Annotated in this window: 23 protein-coding genes; 16 read left to right on the forward strand and 7 right to left on the reverse strand. The window is 54.2% G+C overall.

Features of this window, described 5'->3' with window-relative positions; genetic code table 11:
* Positions 1-5 precede the first annotated feature (5 nt).
* Positions 6-1,112, reverse strand: a complete 1,107-nt coding sequence (locus tag GC087_RS17270; RefSeq protein WP_058701134.1) for an AAA family ATPase — start codon at positions 1,110-1,112, stop codon at positions 6-8.
* Between the two features lie 42 nt (positions 1,113-1,154).
* The gene (cysS, locus tag GC087_RS17275) at positions 1,155-2,540 is read right to left on the reverse strand and encodes a cysteine--tRNA ligase (RefSeq protein WP_058701135.1); all 1,386 of its coding nucleotides are present in this window, start codon (positions 2,538-2,540) and stop codon (positions 1,155-1,157) included.
* Positions 2,541-2,755: 215 nt separating this feature from the next.
* On the opposite strand from cysS, the gene ppiB reads away from it, so the two are divergent.
* The 4 genes from ppiB (at position 2,756) to purK (ending at position 5,849) form a co-directional block, all read left to right on the forward strand.
* Positions 2,756-3,250: a peptidylprolyl isomerase B gene (gene ppiB / locus GC087_RS17280; protein ID WP_006117856.1), complete on the forward strand. Its 495-nt coding sequence runs from the start codon at positions 2,756-2,758 to the stop codon at positions 3,248-3,250.
* Positions 3,250-3,966, forward strand: coding sequence for a UDP-2,3-diacylglucosamine diphosphatase (lpxH, locus tag GC087_RS17285; RefSeq protein WP_033738726.1), 717 nt, complete (start codon positions 3,250-3,252; stop codon positions 3,964-3,966). Before ppiB ends, lpxH begins: the two co-directional genes overlap by 1 nt.
* Positions 3,967-4,278: 312 nt before the next feature.
* The gene (gene purE, locus GC087_RS17290) at positions 4,279-4,788 is read left to right on the forward strand and encodes a 5-(carboxyamino)imidazole ribonucleotide mutase (protein ID WP_006117858.1); all 510 of its coding nucleotides are present in this window, start codon (positions 4,279-4,281) and stop codon (positions 4,786-4,788) included.
* Positions 4,785-5,849, forward strand: a complete 1,065-nt coding sequence (purK, locus tag GC087_RS17295; protein ID WP_058701136.1) for a 5-(carboxyamino)imidazole ribonucleotide synthase — start codon at positions 4,785-4,787, stop codon at positions 5,847-5,849. The genes purE and purK overlap by 4 nt, the downstream gene beginning before the upstream one ends.
* Positions 5,850-5,892: 43 nt before the next feature.
* On the opposite strand, the gene ybbP is transcribed toward purK, so the two are convergent.
* Positions 5,893-8,310 carry a putative ABC transporter permease subunit YbbP gene (gene ybbP / locus GC087_RS17300; RefSeq protein ID WP_282498974.1) on the reverse strand — a complete coding sequence of 806 codons (2,418 nt, stop codon included), beginning with the start codon at positions 8,308-8,310 and terminating at the stop codon, positions 5,893-5,895.
* Positions 8,307-8,993 (reverse strand): putative ABC transporter ATP-binding protein YbbA, encoded by a 687-nt coding sequence (gene ybbA / locus GC087_RS17305; protein ID WP_058701138.1) that lies wholly within the window; start codon positions 8,991-8,993, stop codon positions 8,307-8,309. The genes ybbP and ybbA overlap by 4 nt, the downstream gene beginning before the upstream one ends.
* On the opposite strand from ybbA, the gene tesA reads away from it, so the two are divergent.
* The 5 genes from tesA (at position 8,961) to GC087_RS17330 (ending at position 12,746) form a co-directional block, all read left to right on the forward strand.
* Positions 8,961-9,584, forward strand: a complete 624-nt coding sequence (tesA, locus tag GC087_RS17310) for a multifunctional acyl-CoA thioesterase I/protease I/lysophospholipase L1 (protein WP_174250603.1) — start codon at positions 8,961-8,963, stop codon at positions 9,582-9,584. The two genes, ybbA and tesA, sit on opposite strands and share 33 nt — an antisense overlap.
* Positions 9,585-9,604: 20 nt before the next feature.
* Positions 9,605-10,378, forward strand: coding sequence for an SDR family oxidoreductase (locus GC087_RS17315; protein ID WP_033738720.1), 774 nt, complete (start codon positions 9,605-9,607; stop codon positions 10,376-10,378).
* Between the two features lie 79 nt (positions 10,379-10,457).
* Positions 10,458-11,315 carry a co-chaperone YbbN gene (locus tag GC087_RS17320; RefSeq protein ID WP_006117864.1) on the forward strand — a complete coding sequence of 286 codons (858 nt, stop codon included), beginning with the start codon at positions 10,458-10,460 and terminating at the stop codon, positions 11,313-11,315.
* A gap of 58 nt (positions 11,316-11,373) precedes the next feature.
* A complete protein-coding gene (locus GC087_RS17325) occupies positions 11,374-12,288 on the forward strand; it encodes an SPFH domain-containing protein (protein ID WP_006117865.1) in 915 nt (304 codons plus the stop codon).
* Positions 12,288-12,746, forward strand: a complete 459-nt coding sequence (locus GC087_RS17330) for an NfeD family protein (RefSeq protein WP_033738715.1) — start codon at positions 12,288-12,290, stop codon at positions 12,744-12,746. The genes GC087_RS17325 and GC087_RS17330 overlap by 1 nt, the downstream gene beginning before the upstream one ends.
* On the opposite strand, the gene cueR is transcribed toward GC087_RS17330, so the two are convergent.
* A complete protein-coding gene (gene cueR, locus GC087_RS17335) occupies positions 12,722-13,138 on the reverse strand; it encodes a Cu(I)-responsive transcriptional regulator (protein ID WP_006117867.1) in 417 nt (138 codons plus the stop codon). The two genes, GC087_RS17330 and cueR, sit on opposite strands and share 25 nt — an antisense overlap.
* Positions 13,139-13,538: 400 nt before the next feature.
* On the opposite strand from cueR, the gene GC087_RS17340 reads away from it, so the two are divergent.
* The gene (locus GC087_RS17340) at positions 13,539-13,871 is read left to right on the forward strand and encodes a seryl-tRNA synthetase class IIa (protein WP_033738713.1); all 333 of its coding nucleotides are present in this window, start codon (positions 13,539-13,541) and stop codon (positions 13,869-13,871) included.
* A 421-nt stretch (positions 13,872-14,292) separates the two neighbouring features.
* Here GC087_RS17340 and GC087_RS17345 read toward each other — a convergent pair whose 3' ends face one another.
* On the reverse strand, positions 14,293-15,315 hold the full coding sequence (locus tag GC087_RS17345) for a phage integrase (RefSeq protein WP_324028854.1): 1,023 nt from the start codon (positions 15,313-15,315) through the stop codon (positions 14,293-14,295).
* Between the two features lie 69 nt (positions 15,316-15,384).
* Positions 15,385-15,684, reverse strand: coding sequence for an XRE family transcriptional regulator (locus GC087_RS17350; protein ID WP_324028855.1), 300 nt, complete (start codon positions 15,682-15,684; stop codon positions 15,385-15,387).
* 122 nt (positions 15,685-15,806) lie between these two features.
* On the opposite strand from GC087_RS17350, the gene GC087_RS17355 reads away from it, so the two are divergent.
* From GC087_RS17355 to GC087_RS17380, 6 genes are all read left to right on the forward strand, one after another.
* Positions 15,807-16,271, forward strand: a complete 465-nt coding sequence (locus GC087_RS17355; protein ID WP_324028857.1) for a hypothetical protein — start codon at positions 15,807-15,809, stop codon at positions 16,269-16,271.
* Between the two features lie 12 nt (positions 16,272-16,283).
* Positions 16,284-16,544, forward strand: coding sequence for a hypothetical protein (locus GC087_RS17360; protein WP_324028859.1), 261 nt, complete (start codon positions 16,284-16,286; stop codon positions 16,542-16,544).
* The gene (locus GC087_RS17365; RefSeq protein WP_324028860.1) at positions 16,534-16,707 is read left to right on the forward strand and encodes a hypothetical protein; all 174 of its coding nucleotides are present in this window, start codon (positions 16,534-16,536) and stop codon (positions 16,705-16,707) included. The genes GC087_RS17360 and GC087_RS17365 overlap by 11 nt, the downstream gene beginning before the upstream one ends.
* A 12-nt stretch (positions 16,708-16,719) precedes the next feature.
* Positions 16,720-16,950 carry a phage filamentation protein Fil family protein gene (locus tag GC087_RS17370; RefSeq protein ID WP_324028862.1) on the forward strand — a complete coding sequence of 77 codons (231 nt, stop codon included), beginning with the start codon at positions 16,720-16,722 and terminating at the stop codon, positions 16,948-16,950.
* An 86-nt stretch (positions 16,951-17,036) separates the two neighbouring features.
* Positions 17,037-17,249 (forward strand): hypothetical protein, encoded by a 213-nt coding sequence (locus tag GC087_RS17375; RefSeq protein ID WP_324028864.1) that lies wholly within the window; start codon positions 17,037-17,039, stop codon positions 17,247-17,249.
* Between the two features lies 1 nt (position 17,250).
* Positions 17,251-18,249, forward strand: a complete 999-nt coding sequence (locus tag GC087_RS17380; protein WP_324028866.1) for a Dam family site-specific DNA-(adenine-N6)-methyltransferase — start codon at positions 17,251-17,253, stop codon at positions 18,247-18,249.
* Positions 18,250-18,253 lie beyond the last annotated feature (4 nt).

Consider the following 18,253-nt stretch of genomic DNA (forward strand, 5'->3'; position numbering starts at 1 on the left):
GCACCTTAAATCCGCGCCTCTCCCACTATCCGCGTCTCACCGTTAACCTGCTCCAGCGCAATGTGACTGACCTCTGCATGTTGTGCAATCAGCGTCGCCAGCCGGGGCGAATGGCTGGTGATCCATAACTGACTGAACTGACTGGCCTCGGCAATCAGGGCGGCAAGGGCAGGCAGTAAATCCTCATGCAGGCTGTTTTCAGGCTCGTTCAGCGCCATAAAGGCAGGCGGGCGCGGGCTGAGCAGCGCCACGACCAGGCACAGGAAGCGCAGCGTACCATCGGAAAATTCGGCGCTTTCCAGCGGGCGCAAAATGCCCTGGCGCTGCATCAGCATCTGAAAACGTCCGTTCTGCACATCCACCTGAAACTCAGTGTCCGGGAAGGCTGTTTTCATCACTTTATACAACAGTTCATGATGCCCACGTTCCACTATCGTTGCCCATGCTGCGGCGAGATTACTGCCATCATGGGCCAGAACGGGTGCGCGCACGCCAATCTGCGGCGAACGAATCGGTGAACCTGGCCAGACGGCAAACTCATGATAAAAGCGCCATGCTTTCAGGCGTTCACGCATCCGGGAAAGTTCGGGATAGCGGTGCGGCTCCCCCAGTTGTCCAAACAGGGATTCTTCAGGATGCAGTACGCCAGCATAACTGACGCGCTCTCCGTCGATGTTATGCAGAAAGGCGGTCTGATTAGTGCGCTGCATAATGCAGGAAGACGGTCGGCGCTGCTGGCCACTCAGCCAGATGCGTTCTTCTTTAACCAGCGGATCCAGGTTAAACAGGCTGGTTGATAGCGGTTCAGGAAAACCGGTTTCCAGCTGGTAATCCATATCATCCATCGTCACGGCCAGGATGAGCCGCTTAGGATCATGTCGGCGGTCGCCACGGCGCAATCCGCCCGCCCACATCACTTTTTGCCCCCCGCCCTCTTCGGCCAGCGCCAGCGCAAGCCGTCCGTTAGCCGCCTCGTGCAGCAGCCGCACCGCTTTATAAAGATTGGATTTACCACAGCCGTTGGGACCGCTCACCACGTTGAGCGGGTGCAGCGGAAGCGTGAGATCGCGTACCGAACGGAAACCGCGAATGTGAATCTGCTTTATCGTCATCGACAAAAAAGGGCGATTGCTCGCCCTCTCCTGTGTTGCGTGTTATTTACGTCGCCAGGTGGAACCCTGCGGGCCGTCTTCCACAATCACGCCCAGCGCATTGAGCTTATCGCGTGCCACATCCGCCTGCGCCCAGTCTTTCGCCGCACGCGCATCGGCGCGGGCTTTGACCCAGTGTTCAATTTCAGCCACTTCATCGTCATTGCCTTGGGCACTGCTTTGCAAAAACACTTCCGGCTCCTGTTGCAGAATCCCCAATACATTGGCGATTTCACGCAGTTTTGCTGCCAGCGCACTGGCGGCCGTCATGTCTTCACCTTTCAGACGATTCACTTCACGCGCCATATCAAACAGCACCGAATAGGCTTCTGGCGTGTTGAAATCGTCGTTCATTGCTTCGCGGAAACGGGCTTCGAACGCCTCGCCACCGCTGGCCGCTACGGTGCGGTCAGTATGACGCAGCGCGGTGTAAAGGCGTTCCAGCGCGGCGCGTGCCTGGTTCAGGTTATCTTCACCATAATTTAGCTGGCTGCGATAGTGGCCCGACATCAGAAAGTAACGCACGGTTTCGGCATCATAATGCTGTAGCACATCGCGCACGGTGAAAAAGTTGTTCAGTGACTTCGACATCTTTTCACGGTCAATCATCACCATGCCGGAATGCATCCAGTAATTCACATACGGACCATCGTGGGCACAGGTCGACTGGGCGATTTCGTTTTCATGATGGGGAAACATCAGATCAGAACCGCCACCGTGAATATCAAAGTGCGCACCCAGCTGTTTGCAGTTCATCGCCGAACATTCAATGTGCCAGCCCGGACGACCGTTGCCCCACGGCGATGGCCATGAAGGTTCGTCCGCTTTGGACATTTTCCACAGCACGAAATCCATCGGGTTACGTTTCACGTCGGCAACCTCTACACGCGCACCTGCCTGTAGCTGCTCCAGATCCTGACGCGACAGTGCGCCATAATTAACATCGCTCAGGACATCAAACATGACATCGCCGTTATCCGCGACATAGGCGTGACCGCGGGCAATCAGCGTTTCTACCAGCGCAATGATGTCAGGAATATGGCGCGTGGCACGCGGCTCCACATCCGGCGGTAAAATCCCCAGCGCATCGAAGTCGCTGTGCATTTCGCCGATCATACGGTTGGTCAGCGTTTCGATGCTCTCGCCGTTCTCGTTGGCTCGTTTGATGATTTTGTCATCAATGTCGGTAATGTTGCGCACATAATTGACGTCATAACCGACGTAGCGCAGATAGCGCGAGACCACGTCGAAGGCCACAAACGTGCGCCCGTGCCCAATGTGACAGAGGTCATACACCGTGATGCCGCAGACATACATGCCGATTTTGCCAGCATGAATAGGGGTGAATTCCTCTTTTTGTCGACTCAGGGTGTTGTAAATCTTCAGCATTGGGGGTTTCCGTAGTGAGGCGTGCGTAACGCACCGTTTTGAGTATCCTGTTATTGTGCCGTATTTTTATCTGTCACGCGACGCAAAGCAAGCCAACTGCGCTGCCTGGCTGACGTATTATCGGAAATTATGATATAAGAACGTTCGAGAAAAAGGCGTGTGCGCTTAAAAGCACACCCTATGCTACTGACGACAACCTTTACAGGACGAAAAAAATGGTAACTTTCCAGACTAACCATGGCGATATCGTGATCAAGACCTTCGATGACAAAGCGCCCGCAACCGTAAAGAACTTCCTGGATTACTGCCGTGAAGGTTTCTACGACAACACCATTTTCCACCGTGTGATTAACGGCTTTATGATTCAGGGCGGCGGTTTTGAGCCTGGCATGAAGCAGAAAGCCACCAAAGAAGAGATCCGTAACGAAGCCAACAACGGTCTGAAAAACACCAAAGGCACGCTGGCCATGGCCCGTACCTCTGCGCCGCACTCTGCGACCGCACAGTTCTTCATCAACGTGGCGGACAACGATTTCCTGAACTTCCGTGACGAAAGCCTGCAGGGCTGGGGTTACTGTGTATTTGCTGAAGTAGTTGAAGGGATGGACGTGGTAGAGAAAATCAAAGCGGTTTCAACTGGTCGCAGCGGTATGCATCAGGACGTACCGAAAGATGACGTCATCATTCAGAAAGTGACCGTTAGCGAGTAATGTCGCGCACGCTGTTTATCGCAGATCTCCATCTGTGTCAGGAAGAACCGGCGATTACCGCCGGTTTTCTGCATTTTTTGCAGCGCGAAGCGCCTCACTGCGACGCGCTTTATATTCTGGGCGATCTGTTCGAAGCCTGGATCGGTGATGACGATCCGAATCCGCTGCATCAACAGGTTGCCAGCGCCCTTCATGCCCTGCCCGTGCCGGTCTTTTTTATTCACGGCAACCGCGATTTTCTGATCGGCAAACGCTTTGCCCGCACCAGCGGCATGACCTTATTGCCCGAGGAGCAGGTTCTGACGCTTTATGGTCACCGACTTCTGATCATGCATGGCGATACGTTGTGCACCGACGATGCGGGTTATCTGCAGTTCCGGGCGAAAGTGCATAATCCCTGGATTCAACGTCTGTTCCTGACGCTGCCGCTGTTTATTCGTAAACGGATTGCGGCACGGATGCGCGCCAACAGTAAACAGGCCAACCAGCATAAGTCGCTGGAGATTATGGATGTCAATCAACAGGCCGTGGTCGATGCGATGGTACGTCAGCAGGTGCCTTTACTGATTCATGGTCATACGCACCGCCCCGCCATCCATGATGTGTCGCTGAACGGAGCCCCCGCACAGCGCGCGGTATTGGGTGCCTGGCACAGCCGGGGATCAATGATCCAACTGGATGCAAACGGCATCCAGCTCATCGACTTCGATTTTTAGTCGTCCGGTGACATCGCGTTGCACATCTGCGCTGAGGCCCGTCGAGCGGCGCAAGGTACCCGGGGACTGTGCGAACGGACGGCAGGTCAGCATAGTGAAACGCGTTCACGCCCTGCCGCCTGCCTTCCCCGCTCTGCAGTGAGCTGAGTTGACTCACTCAGGCCGCATTCATTCCTGATGCGATAAGCTTATCGTCTGACGCTAACCCGCCCGACGCAACCGTTTTCCTTGCGCCTTTCTCATGGTATTCTCTGTGCCCTTCAAAACCTGTCCGCCTGGTCAGGTGTGTTTTTATTCACAGGAGTTGACCGCATGTCGTCGAATGCCGCCCCGGCCCGCATCGCAGTTGTTATGGGTTCCAAAAGTGACTGGTCCACCATGCAGTTCGCTGCGGAAATCCTTACCAGCCTGGACGTGCCCTTCCATGTGGAAGTGGTGTCAGCGCACCGTACCCCGGATAAACTGTTTAGCTTTGCGGAAACCGCAGCGGACAACGGTTTTCAGGTGATTATTGCCGGTGCCGGTGGCGCGGCGCATTTGCCAGGGATGCTGGCTGCCAAGACCCTGCTGCCGGTACTCGGTGTGCCGGTACAGAGCGCCGCGCTGAGCGGCGTCGACAGCCTCTACTCGATTGTGCAAATGCCACGCGGCATTCCGGTCGGCACGCTGGCCATTGGCAAAGCGGGCGCCGCTAACGCAGCCCTGCTGGCGGCGCAGATTCTGGCGATTCATGACAGCGCGCTGGCGTCACGTCTGGCCGCCTGGCGTCAGTCACAGACCGATGAGGTACTGGACAATCCGGACCCGCGGGAGGAAGCATGAAGCCGGTTTGCGTACTGGGTAACGGACAGCTTGGCCGTATGTTACGTCAGGCGGGCGAGCCTATGGGCATTGCCGTGCATCCGGTTGGCCTGGATGCCGACCCTGCTGCCCTGCCTATCGCCGGGAGCATGATTACGGCTGAGATCGAACGCTGGCCCGAGACGGCACTGACGCGCGAACTCGCGAGCCACCCGGCCTTTGTGAATCGCGATATCTTCCCGCGGCTGGCCGACCGTCTGACGCAAAAACAGCTGCTGGATCAGCTCAGTCTGGCGACTGCCCCCTGGCAACTGCTGGCGGATAAAGGTGAATGGCCGCACGTTTTCAAAACGTTGGGCGAACTGGCTATTGTTAAGCGCCGCACGGGCGGTTATGACGGTCGTGGTCAATGGCGGTTACGTGCCGGTGAAACCGATACGTTACCCGACGACTGTTATGGTGAATGCATTGTCGAACAAGGCATTAACTTCTCGGGGGAAGTGTCGCTGGTCGGCGCGCGCGGCCATGATGGCAGCACCGTATTTTATCCGCTGACACATAATCTGCATGAAGAAGGCATTCTGCGTACCAGCGTTGCGTTCCCGCAGGCAGATGCCGCGCAGCAACAGCAGGCTGAGGCGATGTTAAGCGCCATCCTGCACGAGCTGAACTACGTCGGCGTCATGGCCATGGAATGCTTTGTCACGCCGCAGGGATTGCTGATTAACGAACTGGCGCCTCGCGTTCACAACAGCGGGCACTGGACTCAGAACGGGGCCTCAATCAGTCAGTTTGAACTTCACCTGCGCGCTATTCTGGGTCTGGCTCTGCCACAGCCCGTGGTCATTGCGCCCTCAGTGATGGTTAACCTGATTGGCACAGCGTTAAATACTGACTGGCTCCAGCAGCCGCTGGTGCATTTGCACTGGTACGACAAAGCGGTGCGTGAAGGACGCAAAGTCGGTCACCTCAACCTGACCGACAGCGACCAGAGCCGTCTCGCTGCCGCCTTGCAGGCCTTGTTGCCGCTGTTACCTGCCGGGTATGCCAGCGGTATTCGCTGGGCAGCAGCCAAGCTGTAAATCTGTTCACGACCGGGCGCAGTATCATCGCGCCCGGTCGGTTTTACGTCGCGTCAAACGTCCTGAACAACGCATTGCCTTTCAACAAACGCACGCCCAGCCAGCCACCACAGAGCGACAGTAAGAGCGCGCCGCCCAGCGGTAAGGCCAGCCACAATGTCCAGTCGGGTTGCCACGGAAAATCAAAGATTTTACGCTGCAATGCCCAGAGTGCGGCCTCAGCACCGAGCGCCGCCGCAATGCCCGAGACGACGCCAATCAGCGCAAATTCACACCACAACGTAGTGCGCAGCAGACGTTTGCCCGCGCCCAGCGTGCGATAGACGACCAGCTCCTGTCGGCGCTGGCGCATCCCCACCTGAATCTGCGCCATGAGCAGTAATACACCGCAGGCCGTGACCAGCACCACCATGATTTCCAGTGCCTGGCTGACCTGGGTCAGAACCTGTCCAATCTGACGCAGGATACTGCCGATATCCAGCAGACTCAGCGTGGGAAATGTGCGGTTAAGCTGCGCCAGTAATGCGGCACGGTTGTCCAGACGGAAACTGGTCAGCCAGGTCAGCGGCTGGCTGTCCAGCGCGCCGGGGGGAAAAATAAAGAAGAAATTGGGGCGCAGGCTTTCCCAGTCCACTTTTCGCAGACTGGTGATTTTGGCGCTGAACCGCTGCGTATCGCCCTCAAAGGTCAAACTGTCGCCCGGTTTTACCCCCAGGCGATCGGCCAGCGCCACCTCCATGGACACTTCTCCGGCTTTCGGCGGCCAGCTCCCCGCGACAAGCGGATTATGATCGGGAAGCGTTGCCAGCGCAGTCAGATTCAGTTCGCGGTTCAGCGCGTTGTCCCGTGCGGGATCGGCAGGCTGACCGTTAATCTCACTCAGGCGCATGCGCGCAATCGGGTAAAAGGTTTCAGGTTTAACCTGATGCGACTGCAGAAACTCACGCACCTGCGGAATCTGCTCCGCCGTGATGTTGAGCAGGAAAAAGTTCGGGCTGTCTGCGGGCAACTGCTGCTGCCAGCGATCCAGCAGATCACCCCGCATCACCAGCAGCAACGCCAGTAACATAAACGACAGGGAAAAGGCGGCAAGCTGGCTCAGCGTCATAGCAGGCTGACGCAGTAAACGATTAATGGCAAGCCGCAGCGCCAGATTACGTACGGACAAACGACGCAGAAGCAGTAATGTGCCCCAGCCGAGCAGGGCCAGCAGCCCTGCCAGCACCATCACGCCCGCCAGCAGTGCCCAGAGCATTTTGCTGCCGCCGACCAGTACCGCCAGCAGCGCCACCACCAGTAAGCCCATCGCGGGCAGATAGATTTTCAGCGGCCAGACGGCGGCAACGGCATCGCGTCGCAACACGCGTAACGGCTGTGTCGCCAGCAGCAAGCGGTAAGGACGTAATCCCACCAGCAGGGAAATCATAAACAGCGAACCGATTGCCCACACCCACGGCCACAGGCTGGCCGCTGGCAGAGACGCCGGCAGCACCGGTTTCAACATCGCCATCAGGATGGCTTCAACCACCTGACCGACTGCGCCACCGGCCAGGGCGGCCAGCAGCAACACCGCCAGCCACTGACCGATGATCAATCGTTGTAACGCGCCGCGCGTGGCACCCAGCGTTTTCAGCACGGCCACCAGATCGTAGCGGCTGCGGCAGTAGTGACTCATGGCGACCGCCACCGCGGCAATGGCGAGCATCAGCGTTAACAGAGCAGATAACAGCAAAAACTGCTGGGCACGCTGCATGGAGCGGCCCAGCGCGTCTTCCGAATTTTCAATACTGATCCAGCGCTGCCCGGTTTTAATCTGTGGCGTTATCCAGCGGTCATACCTGTCCAGTTGCTGAGGCTTGCCTGCGAATTTATAGCGCCAGGTGAGGCGACTGCCGGGCTGGATGGCGCCGGTTTTATCCGCGTCAGCCAGGTTAATCAGTAAACGCGGGGCCATCTCAAACGGATTAAAACCGCCATCTGGCTCCTGGATAATCTCACCCGTAATACGTAGCGTGGTATCGCCCACATCCAGTTCATCGCCGACGTGCAGATTAAGCAGTGCCATTAAACGCGGCGCGGCCAGCGCGGTACCGGGCTGGGGCTTCAGGCCTGGCGGCTGCGTTTTCAGCTCACCAAACATCGGATAAGTGTTTTCTACGGCTTTCACCGCAGCCAACTGCGGTGTCTGACCGGCAAAAGTCATGGTCATAAAGCTTAACTGTCGACTGACTGACAACCCCGTTTCGCGGGCTTTATCCAGCCATGCCGTCGGCGCAGCCGTGCTGCTGCGCAACGTGCGATCGCCTGCCATAAAATCCCGGCTCTGCTGGCTCAGCCCCTTTTCCATGCGATCGCTAATCGATCCCAGCGCCAGCACACAGGCGACAGCCAGCGTTAACGCCAGCCAGACGATCAATAATGAGGGCGAGCGCCACTCACGCCAGAACCACCGCCAGATCATTTTTCCTCCCATAATTTTCCCTCGCGCAGACGCAAACGGCGGTCACAACGCGCCGCCAGCTGCGCATCGTGGGTAACCAGAATTAACGTCGTGGCAAAATCGCGATTGAGGGAAAATAACAGGTCGGCAATGCGATCGCCGGTGTGGCGATCCAGATTGCCTGTGGGTTCATCGGCAAACAGCAGCCCCGGACGGCCGCTGAACGCCCGCGCCAGCGCAACGCGTTGTTGTTCGCCGCCGGATAACTGCGCAGGCAGATGCTGTAAACGCCCGGCCAGGCCTAACTGCGTCAGGAGATCGCGCGCCTGATCGCGACTCTGCCGATCGCTCTCACCGCGCAGCAGTGCAGGTAACTGGACGTTTTCCAGCGCGTTGAGCGTGGGCACCAGCATAAATGACTGGAACACGAACCCGACCTGCTTCGCGCGCAACGCGGCACGCTGTTCTTCGTTCATGTGATGTAACGGCTGCCCCAACAGATGCACTTCACCTTCGCTGCCGTCATCCAGCCCGGCCAGAATGCCCAGCAAGGTAGATTTACCGGATCCTGACTCGCCAATCAGGGCTATCGTTTCTGCTGGTTTGACAACTAACTCAACTCCGGTAAGGATGGTTAACTGATGCTCTCCCTGACCCACGGACTTAGTAAGATGATGAACTTCAAGAATGTTTTCCGCTGGCATTATCCTTTCCTGTTATTGTGCTGTCTGTTGGTGTCCCGTCTTGCTGCGGCCGATACGTTGCTGGTGCTGGGTGACAGCCTGAGCGCAGGCTATCAAATGTCAGCCAGTCAGGCCTGGCCCAGCCTGCTGAATAAACAGTGGCAGCAGCAGCCCAGCGTCGTGAATGCCAGTATCAGTGGCGATACCGCCGCACAAGGGCTGGCACGCTTACCTGCCCTATTAAAACAACATCAGCCGCAGTGGGTGTTAATCGAACTGGGCGGTAATGACGGTCTGCGCGGCTTTCCTCCCAAAGACGTGGCGCAAACGCTGGGCACCATCATCGATCAGGTGAAAGCCGCAAAGGCAAAACCGATTCTGATGCAGATACGTTTACCCGCGAACTATGGCCGCCGTTATACTGATGCCTTCCGCGATATTTATCCGCAACTGGCAAAACAGTACGACATTGCTTTAGTGCCCTTTTTTATGGAGCAGGTTTATTTGAAACCGGAATGGATGCAGCAGGATGGGATTCACCCCAATCCTGATGCCCAACCGTTTATCGCCGACCTGATGGCAAAAGAGCTGGCTCCCTTAGTTAAGCAGTAGTTGTGCAAAAAAGGTAACGCATGCAAAAAACCATTTTGATAACGGGCTGCTCCAGCGGGATTGGTCTGGTCGCCGCCAAAGATCTGCTGGCACGCGGCTATCACGTCATCGCAGCCTGTCGTAAAGCCGACGATGTTGCACGGATGGACAGCCTGGGATTCACAGGGCTGCAACTGGATCTGGACGATCCTGACAGCGTTGATCGCGCTGCCGACAGGGTACTGGCGCTGACGCATGGCCGACTGTTTGCGCTGTTTAACAATGCGGGATTTGGCACCTATGGTCCCTTAAATACCCTGACGCGCCAGCAACTGGAAAAGCAGTTTTCCAGCAATGTGTTCGGCACTCATCAGCTCACCCTGCGCCTGCTCCCGGCCTTAAAGGCCTGGGGCAATGCCCGAATCATTAATACCAGCTCGGTGCTGGGCATTATTTCGACGCCGGGCCGCGGCGCTTATGCGGCCAGTAAATACGCGCTGGAAGCCTGGAGCGACGCGTTACGTATGGAACTGCATACCAGTGGCGTGCGTGTCAGTTTAATCGAACCGGGCCCCATTCATACCCGCTTCACGGATAATGTTACTCAGGGTGAGCAGGATAATCCGGTGCAAAATCCGGGCCTTGCGGCACGTTTTACATTACCACCTGAGGCCATTTTACCCAAACTGCGCCACGCACTGGAGAGCAACCATCCTCGCCTGCGTTATCCGGTGACGCTGGTCGCGCATATCATGAGCCTGTTGAAACGTCTGCTGCCTGGCTGGATACTGGATCGCATAATTCGCAGTCAGTGAGGCGAATCCGCGAATACAACTTGAAGCCGGGTCGGTCGGCCCCATATTCTTTAAACATTTTCTGCAAAGAGACTTAGTCATGTCACCACACGCTTCGATTATCGACATTAACGAATCCAACCTGCATCAGACCCTTGAGCAGTCAATGCAGATTCCGGTGCTGTTCTACTTTTGGTCGGATCGCAGCCAACACTGTCAGGAACTGACGCCACTGCTGGAACGCCTGGCGCAGGAATATGCAGGCCAGTTTATTCTTGCCAGACTGGATTGTGACAAGGAACAACGGGTTGCCTCACAGTTTGGGTTACGCTCCATTCCCACGGTTTACCTGTTCCAGAATGGCCAGCCCGTCGATGGCTTCCAGGGGCCGCAGCCAGAAGAGGCCGTGCGCGCCCTGCTGGAAAAAGTGCTGCCGCGCGAAGAAGAGCTAAAAGCCCAACAGGCGATGGCGCTGATGCAGGAAGGCAAACCGCTGGACGCGCTGCCGCTGCTGAAAGACGCCTGGCAGCTCAGTAATAAAGACAGCGAAATCGGCTTTCTGCTGGCAGAAGTGCTGATTACGTTAAATCGTAGCGACGAAGCTGAAACCGTATTAAAGGCCGTTCCCCTCCAGGATCAGGACACCCGTTATCAAAGCCTGGTCGCGCAGATCGACCTGCTGAAACAGGCCGCTGACACGCCAGAAATTCAGCAGTTGCAGTCGCAGCTGGAAAGTGATCCGGACAACGCCGAACTGGCAACCAAACTGTCGCTTCAGCTGCATCAGGTCGGACGCAATGAAGAAGCGCTGGAACTGCTCTTCAGCTTTATTAAGCGCGATCTGAATGCTGCAGATGGCCAGGCGCGTAAAATGTTGCAGGAGATTCTGGCTGCATTAGGCACCGGCGACGCCCTCGCTGCACGCTACCGCCGCCAGCTTTACTCCCTGCTTTACTGAGGTAAGCAGAAAACGGGCCGAACGACTTGGCCCGTCACGCTGACAACCCGGAGGTTATATGTTCACGGTTATTCCCGTTCTTATTCTGGTCGCACTGGTCATTGTCTGGTCCGGCGTGAAAATTGTGCCGCAAGGTTACCAGTGGACAGTTGAACGCTTTGGTCGTTATACCCGTACACTGCAGCCCGGCCTGAGTCTGGTCGTGCCTTTCATGGATCGTATCGGGCATAAGATCAACATGATGGAACGGGTGCTGGATATTCCCTCCCAGGAGATCATCTCCAAAGATAATGCGAACGTGACCATCGACGCCGTCTGTTTTGTTCAGGCTATCGATCCGGCACGGGCTGCCTATGAAGTCAGTAATCTTGAACTGGCTATCCTCAATCTCACTATGACCAATATGCGCACCGTACTGGGCAGCATGGAACTTGACGAGATGCTGTCCCAGCGTGACAGCATTAATACGCGCCTGCTGCATATTCTGGACGAAGCCACCAATCCCTGGGGCGTAAAAATCACCCGTATCGAAATCCGCGATGTCCGGCCGCCGCAGGAGCTGATCGGTGCTATGAATGCGCAAATGAAGGCCGAACGCACCAAACGTGCCGATATTTTAACGGCGGAGGGCGTGCGTCAGGCAGAGATTTTGCGCGCGGAGGGAGAGAAACAGGCCCAGATTTTGAAAGCGGAAGGGGAAAGAACGTCAGCTTTCCTTCAGGCAGAAGCGCGTGAGCGCCAGGCCGAAGCGGAAGCCCGTGCGACAAAAATGGTGTCGGACGCCATTGCCTCAGGCAATATCCAGGCCGTGAACTACTTTGTGGCGCAGAAATATACCGACGCGCTGCAAAAAATTGGCGAATCCAGCAACAGTAAAGTGGTGATGATGCCGCTGGATGCCAGCAGCCTGATGGGCGCCGTTGGCGGTATCAGTGAGTTGTTAAAAGAAACCCGTAGCGAGTCAACGCGCTGATGCTCAGCGAAATTGTGGCGCATCCGCACGGATTCTGGCTGACGCTGGGCGGCTTACTGCTGGCGGCTGAGATGCTGGGTACCAGTGGTTATCTGCTCTGGAGCGGGCTGGCCGCGATGCTGGTTGGCCTTGTAGTCTGGTTTCTCCCCATGAACTGGGCCGCACAAGGGATGCTGTTTGCCCTGTTCACACTGGTCAGCGTATTTTTATGGTCTCGCTGGCTGCGCTACCGCGAACGTCAGCAGCAGCCCAGTTCACTGAATCAGCGCGGCAGTCAGATGATTGGTTTACACCTGACGCTGGAACAGACGCTGCAAAACGGTATCGGACATGTGCGCATCGGTGACAGCAGCTGGCGCGTTCAGGCCGAACACAATTTGCCTGCCGGAACCGAAGTGGTCATCGTGGCCGTTGAAGGCATCACGCTACGTATTCAGCCACGTTTGCCGTCAGCCTGACGGCAGCAACCTGCCAGGTCATTAATGATGGGGCAGTCTGCACTGTCGTTGCCCGGACAGGCTGCCGCCAGCGCCAGCAAACGTGCGCGCATGGCGTGCAACTCTTCAATATGCGCAGCAATCTCATCGGCTTTTTGCAGCGTACGTGCCTTCACATCGGCGCTGTGACGTTCAGGATCGTTAAACAGCGCAACCAGTTCGCGGCATTCATCCAGCGTAAAGCCAACCTGGCGCGCCTGGCGCAGCAGATTCAGCTCATCAAGATGATGCGTATTGTAATGCCGGTAACCATTATCCCCGCGCAACGGGGGCGTCACGACGCCCTTCTCCTCATAAAAACGAATAGCCTTGCTGGTCAGTCCGGTCTTTTTCGCTACGGCACTAATATTCATAATGGATTCCCTGCCCTTCCCCTTAACAGTTAGCGGGATGATGAAAACAACGTTCGCACGCTGCTGGCTTAATGCTCAGTTTACCTGTTTAGCCTCTGCCTTATCACCCTGGTTTCATTTCACTATGTTGACCCGCTTTCCTGAGAAACTATAGCGCACATCACTCCGTTTCTGAGGTCTGAGCCTGCTCATCATCAGGCTTCAGAGACCGCGCGTTGATTCCTGTTTCCCTTATGTTGCTTACGTTGGCAGCTCTTCCTCTGCCCCAGGCCGCCCGTGCACAAGCACGGCACTCAAAGCAACGCCATAAAAAACAGCTACATAAATCTTGTCAATGCGTAAAAATCTTATAAAATTCCGCCCATTTGTAACTGTTAATCACATAAATTAAGGAGTGATTATGGCTTTAGTCAGCTGCCCGGAGTGTCATAAGGAAGTAAGTGATTCAGCATTACGTTGTCCGTCATGTGCCAAACAGCTCAGAAAACCACGCCGTTCGTTCTTTGGCAAAGTCATCAAATGGGCTTTCATCCTGTTCAACATTCTCATGATCTACTGCCTTGTTGCCGGATTAAGTGGAAGCGGCGAGGTGGTCAACAACGCGGCTTCTGATGCGGAAAGAGCGGGTGCTGCGATCGGTGCCGGTTTAGGTGTCATGGCTATTGGCGGCATTTGGGTGATTGGCGACATTATTCTGGGCATACTGGTCCTCTTCACAAGACCGAAGGGATGATGGACGTCACAGCGGTGTTGTAGAGTATTTTTGCGTTAAATGCGCCAGTGCGTCACCCCGCGATAACGCGTAAAAAACCCTGTATCGTGACCATCATTAACGATTAAGTCTGACAGTGAAGCGGACAGGCCCTGAAGGCGCCCTGCTGCGTAATTCCGGCTAAGGCTCGCCGCTCAGATAATCCGATTCGGGTTAGTTGTCACACAGCTCGTCTGACGCCGAAACGATGCATAAAAGCCCCGCGGATAACCCGGGGCTTTTGCTTTTCCACCCCCACCCGCGACACGGGCTGCACATTTTTTATCCACCCATTCTGGCATTCTGTCCCTTTTAACAGCCTGTATTTGACCTTCCCCTTGATGGTGGGATTCTGACAGGCGCAGCCCCGTAATGTACTGCGCCGAATCAGTATTTTACAGACTTAACTTACCCGCAAATCCCCCGCTTTGCCTCCAGAGTGTGGACACAATGTGGACATTCCGCTGAGAGGATTATAGCTCACAGCATCCAGTAAATAGTCTGGTGCGAAGTGCGCATAAACCATCGTTTGAGAAATATCCGCATGGCCCAATATCCGCTGTAAAGCAATGATATTTCCCCCCTTCATCATGAAGTGCGTTGCGAACGTGTGCCGCAAAGCATGGGCCGCCTGTCCATCTGGCAAATTGGGTTTTGCTTCTTTCATCCTCAAGCGGAACGTTTTATAACTTACCCGGAAAAGCCGCCCTGACTCCCTGTCTTTGATTATCCTGGCGATATCATCTGATATCGGAACAACGCGCCTTTCACCGTTCTTTGTCAGGGTAAACATAACCCTGTTACCGACAATATTTTCCGCTTTCAGATTGTACGCCTCTCCCCACCTAGCACCGGTAGCCAACAGTAAAATCGCAATGCGGTAGTAATCCCCGGAGCATAGCGACAAGAGCCGATCAACCTCTGTCTGGGTCAGGTATGACATTTCGGTTTTGGGTTCCTTCAAGGCTGCAACAGACGCCACGGGGTTTTCTCCGTGGAACTCGTCGATCTCTGCCATTGACTTGAAAATACCACTCAAGGCGAAAAGGTCATGATTTATCGTTGAAGCCTTAATCCCCTGCTCCAGCCGGTATGCCCGGTAATCAATAATGCATCGTGCATCAAGCTGGTAAAGCATAGGGTCACCCATATCCTGGCAAATACAGTTAACCGCGCTCAATCTGCGGTTCGCATAGTTTTTGTTTCGTCCGATTAACTGCCACCAAAGCGCAATGAACTCGCTTAGCTTTCGTTTATCTGCCGGTTTGTTCAGGTAGTCATGATTCTGAAATTTGGCAATGATACTGCGTTCAAATGCGTGCGCTTCTGCCTTTCTGTCAAACTTCCGCCGAATGCGTTTTCCATCACGCCCGCGCGGCCTTACATCCACTTCATAGCGACCATCTTCGAGTTTCTTAACGGACATAAGAAGACCCTCCGATCGTCAGTTCACTATCTTGGTAACAAATAGTGAAAATGTAATGTTTATATAAAGTTATCCAATCTGTTTCCCGGATAGGTCTGATTGTGTTGTTTCTTGCCCATAGTGTGCGAGAGCCGGTGCGATCTGGCCCCGGCTTGGGTCGATCCGGTCATACATAAACCAGTCTTGATACTTGTTAAATCGGGGGTGCCCAAAGATTTTCACTGCCGACTCTAAAGTCATTTTTGATTTATCACTCTCATACCCGTGATAAGTACCGTAATTTATTTCAACTAAATCAGTTAGTTGTCTTTTTGTTAGCCTTTCCGAATCACGAATGAGCGCTAACTTCTCACCTTGAGTCATTGACATAATATAGAGTTCTCAACATAATCAACCAAACTCAACACAATTTACTCATCTAACGATTGTGTTGACATTACCAAAACTGGACTAAACAAGCCTCAGTAATGGCTAATTAGGGAGTCTAACAAATGACACAATCACGAGAAATCGAATTAAACGCGGGATCTCAACATTTACGCCAATTCCCGCTGGACAACGCCCGCATTGCCCGCACTTGCAAAATGACCACTGCGCAGGCTGAAGGCATCCGGGATATGAATACCGAAGAACTGCAAAAGCAGATTTTCGTTACACCGGTCGAGTTTGCTTATCTCACTGGCCGCACACTAAAGAGTGTTCGCAACCTGATGGACCGCTCGCAACTTCCCGTTCATCGCGAAGGTATGCCAGGTTCAAAGCGTCCCAAACGTTTCATCATGCTGCAAGAGTATTGGGATGCCGTTGCACATTGCCGCGCTCTGATCACCCCAGAAGAAAGGCATTACATCGACAGACTGATGCACGACAAAGCCACTTATCGACGCACCACTGGAAACAAACACAATGTATTGAAGCGAAATAGCCGCAATGCGCTATCTCATGGCCGGGCATAGGGAAAAGCAGAAATGAAAAAACGCTATTCACAACATGGATCACATGCTGGAAGCATTCCGGGTTTGGTTCAGTTAAGCAAAAACGTTTATGTCTTTAACGGCTTCACTATCCGTAAATCACCGCGCAATGCTTTTAACAGGAGTAATTCATACCTGATTAATAAGCGGGATGATAACGGCAATGTAGATAATTATTATGGGCGTGATTTTGCATTAGCTGAAGCAATGCGAACAATTGAGCGACTGAATAGCGGAAGGGATCATGAAGGTTGAAGTAATTATCGGCCTTTCTATTTTTGCTGTGCTCGGTTTGTATCTAATTCAATTCCTGATCAGACAGCGAATAGAAAACGCTAAGCAGAAAAGAATTAAGGCGCTTGCTGAATATCAAGCCCGCCGTGAAGAAGTTGAGCTAAAAGCCCGTAGGCAACTGTAGCAGGTACACGATATGAACGATAACGCCCCATCACTTGCCAGCCTGTTAAAGCACGGTTGTCAGGTCACGCACTTCAAGAACTCACGCGGCTGGCTGGAAACGCCGGACGGAAGATTTTTTAAGCCAGAACCGGCGAAAGTTCAATTTATCAAAGGTAAAAATAAACCGTTTATTTATACCAAAAAAATAAATAAAGTTTTCCTGTTTACACTAGCTGAGTTATTTAAAACGCTAATTAAGTAATTCGGTTTTAAAAAATCAACTCTGTTTTCTCCGCCTCTTTATTAAGTGGCGGCGGTTCAACTCATTCTTTTTATGAGGAAGAGATTATGACCAGACGTGAGCAATATAGCTTCATTTTGCATGTTCTTTTACCTGCTATCGAAAACGAAGGATTAACCATTAAAACCCGCCGTTATGGTGAGTTAACCCTTTCTGCCAGTGGGTCAGTAGCCACCAATTTTGTAAGCAATCTCCGCCAGCACTGCATTGAAGAATTGCAGCGCCCTTCTATTCCAGCTTCCCATTACGGAGTCCTGTAAAATGATCCGCCCGTTCATCAAATGGGCAGGGGGCAAAACCCGTGTCCTTCCTGACCTGCTGCCACACCTTCCTACAGCCGACTGCCTGATCGAACCGTTCGTAGGCGGTGCATCGGTATTTCTGGCTACTGAGTACCGCCGCTATGTGTTGGCTGATATCAATCCGGATCTTATTAACCTGTATCGGGAAGTCACCCGTTACCCGGACTTAGTGATCGATGCGGCCCGCGAGCTATTCATCAGTAAGAACACCCCGCAGGGGTACAACGAAGTCCGTGCCGCGTTCAATAAGCATGTGGGTACGGTAAAAAGCGGAGGGTTGCGTTATGGCGTTGAAATGGCGTGCATCATGCGTGCTGCTCAATTCCTGTATCTGAACCGCCACGGTTATAACGGCTTATGCCGTTACAGCAGGAAGACCGGCTTTAACGTGCCGTTTGGCAAGTATAAAAGCGTCTATTTTCCTGAAAATGAAATCCGCCTGTTTGCCGAAAAGGCCAACGATACAAAGGCAATATTTCTTTGCGCGCCGTTCCAGCGTTCTCTACAGGTAGTCACGGGTGGCGATGTTCTCGTTTATTGCGATCCGCCTTACCTGCCTGAAAGCAAAACAGCCGATTTTACCCAATACCACACCGAACCATTCACGGAAGACAACCACCGCCAGTTAGTCCAGGCACTGCTGGAAGTTAACCGTAAGCATGGCGTGAAGGTTGTCATATCCAACAGCGACACCGAAGCCACCCGCGAGATTTATCAGCCCTACAAGATGCACGAAATCAGCGTGCAACGTTCCGTCAGCACTGACAAAGACAACCGCCAGAAGGCCAAAGAAGTGATCGGCGTGCTGCCTGTCTGCGACTGCTGCGGGCGTCATGGTGGTGGCTATTGCCCGGACTGCGGCCCATGCACTGGGTATTCAGCCGGATGCGGAGATGAATCCGATAGCGATGTGATCCCCGGCTATTGGAAATCAGAAGAAAAACCGATTCCACTGTGAGACG

This window comes from Pantoea sp. JZ2 (assembly GCF_035191405.1).
Taxonomy (GTDB): Bacteria; Pseudomonadota; Gammaproteobacteria; order Enterobacterales; family Enterobacteriaceae; genus Pantoea; species Pantoea stewartii.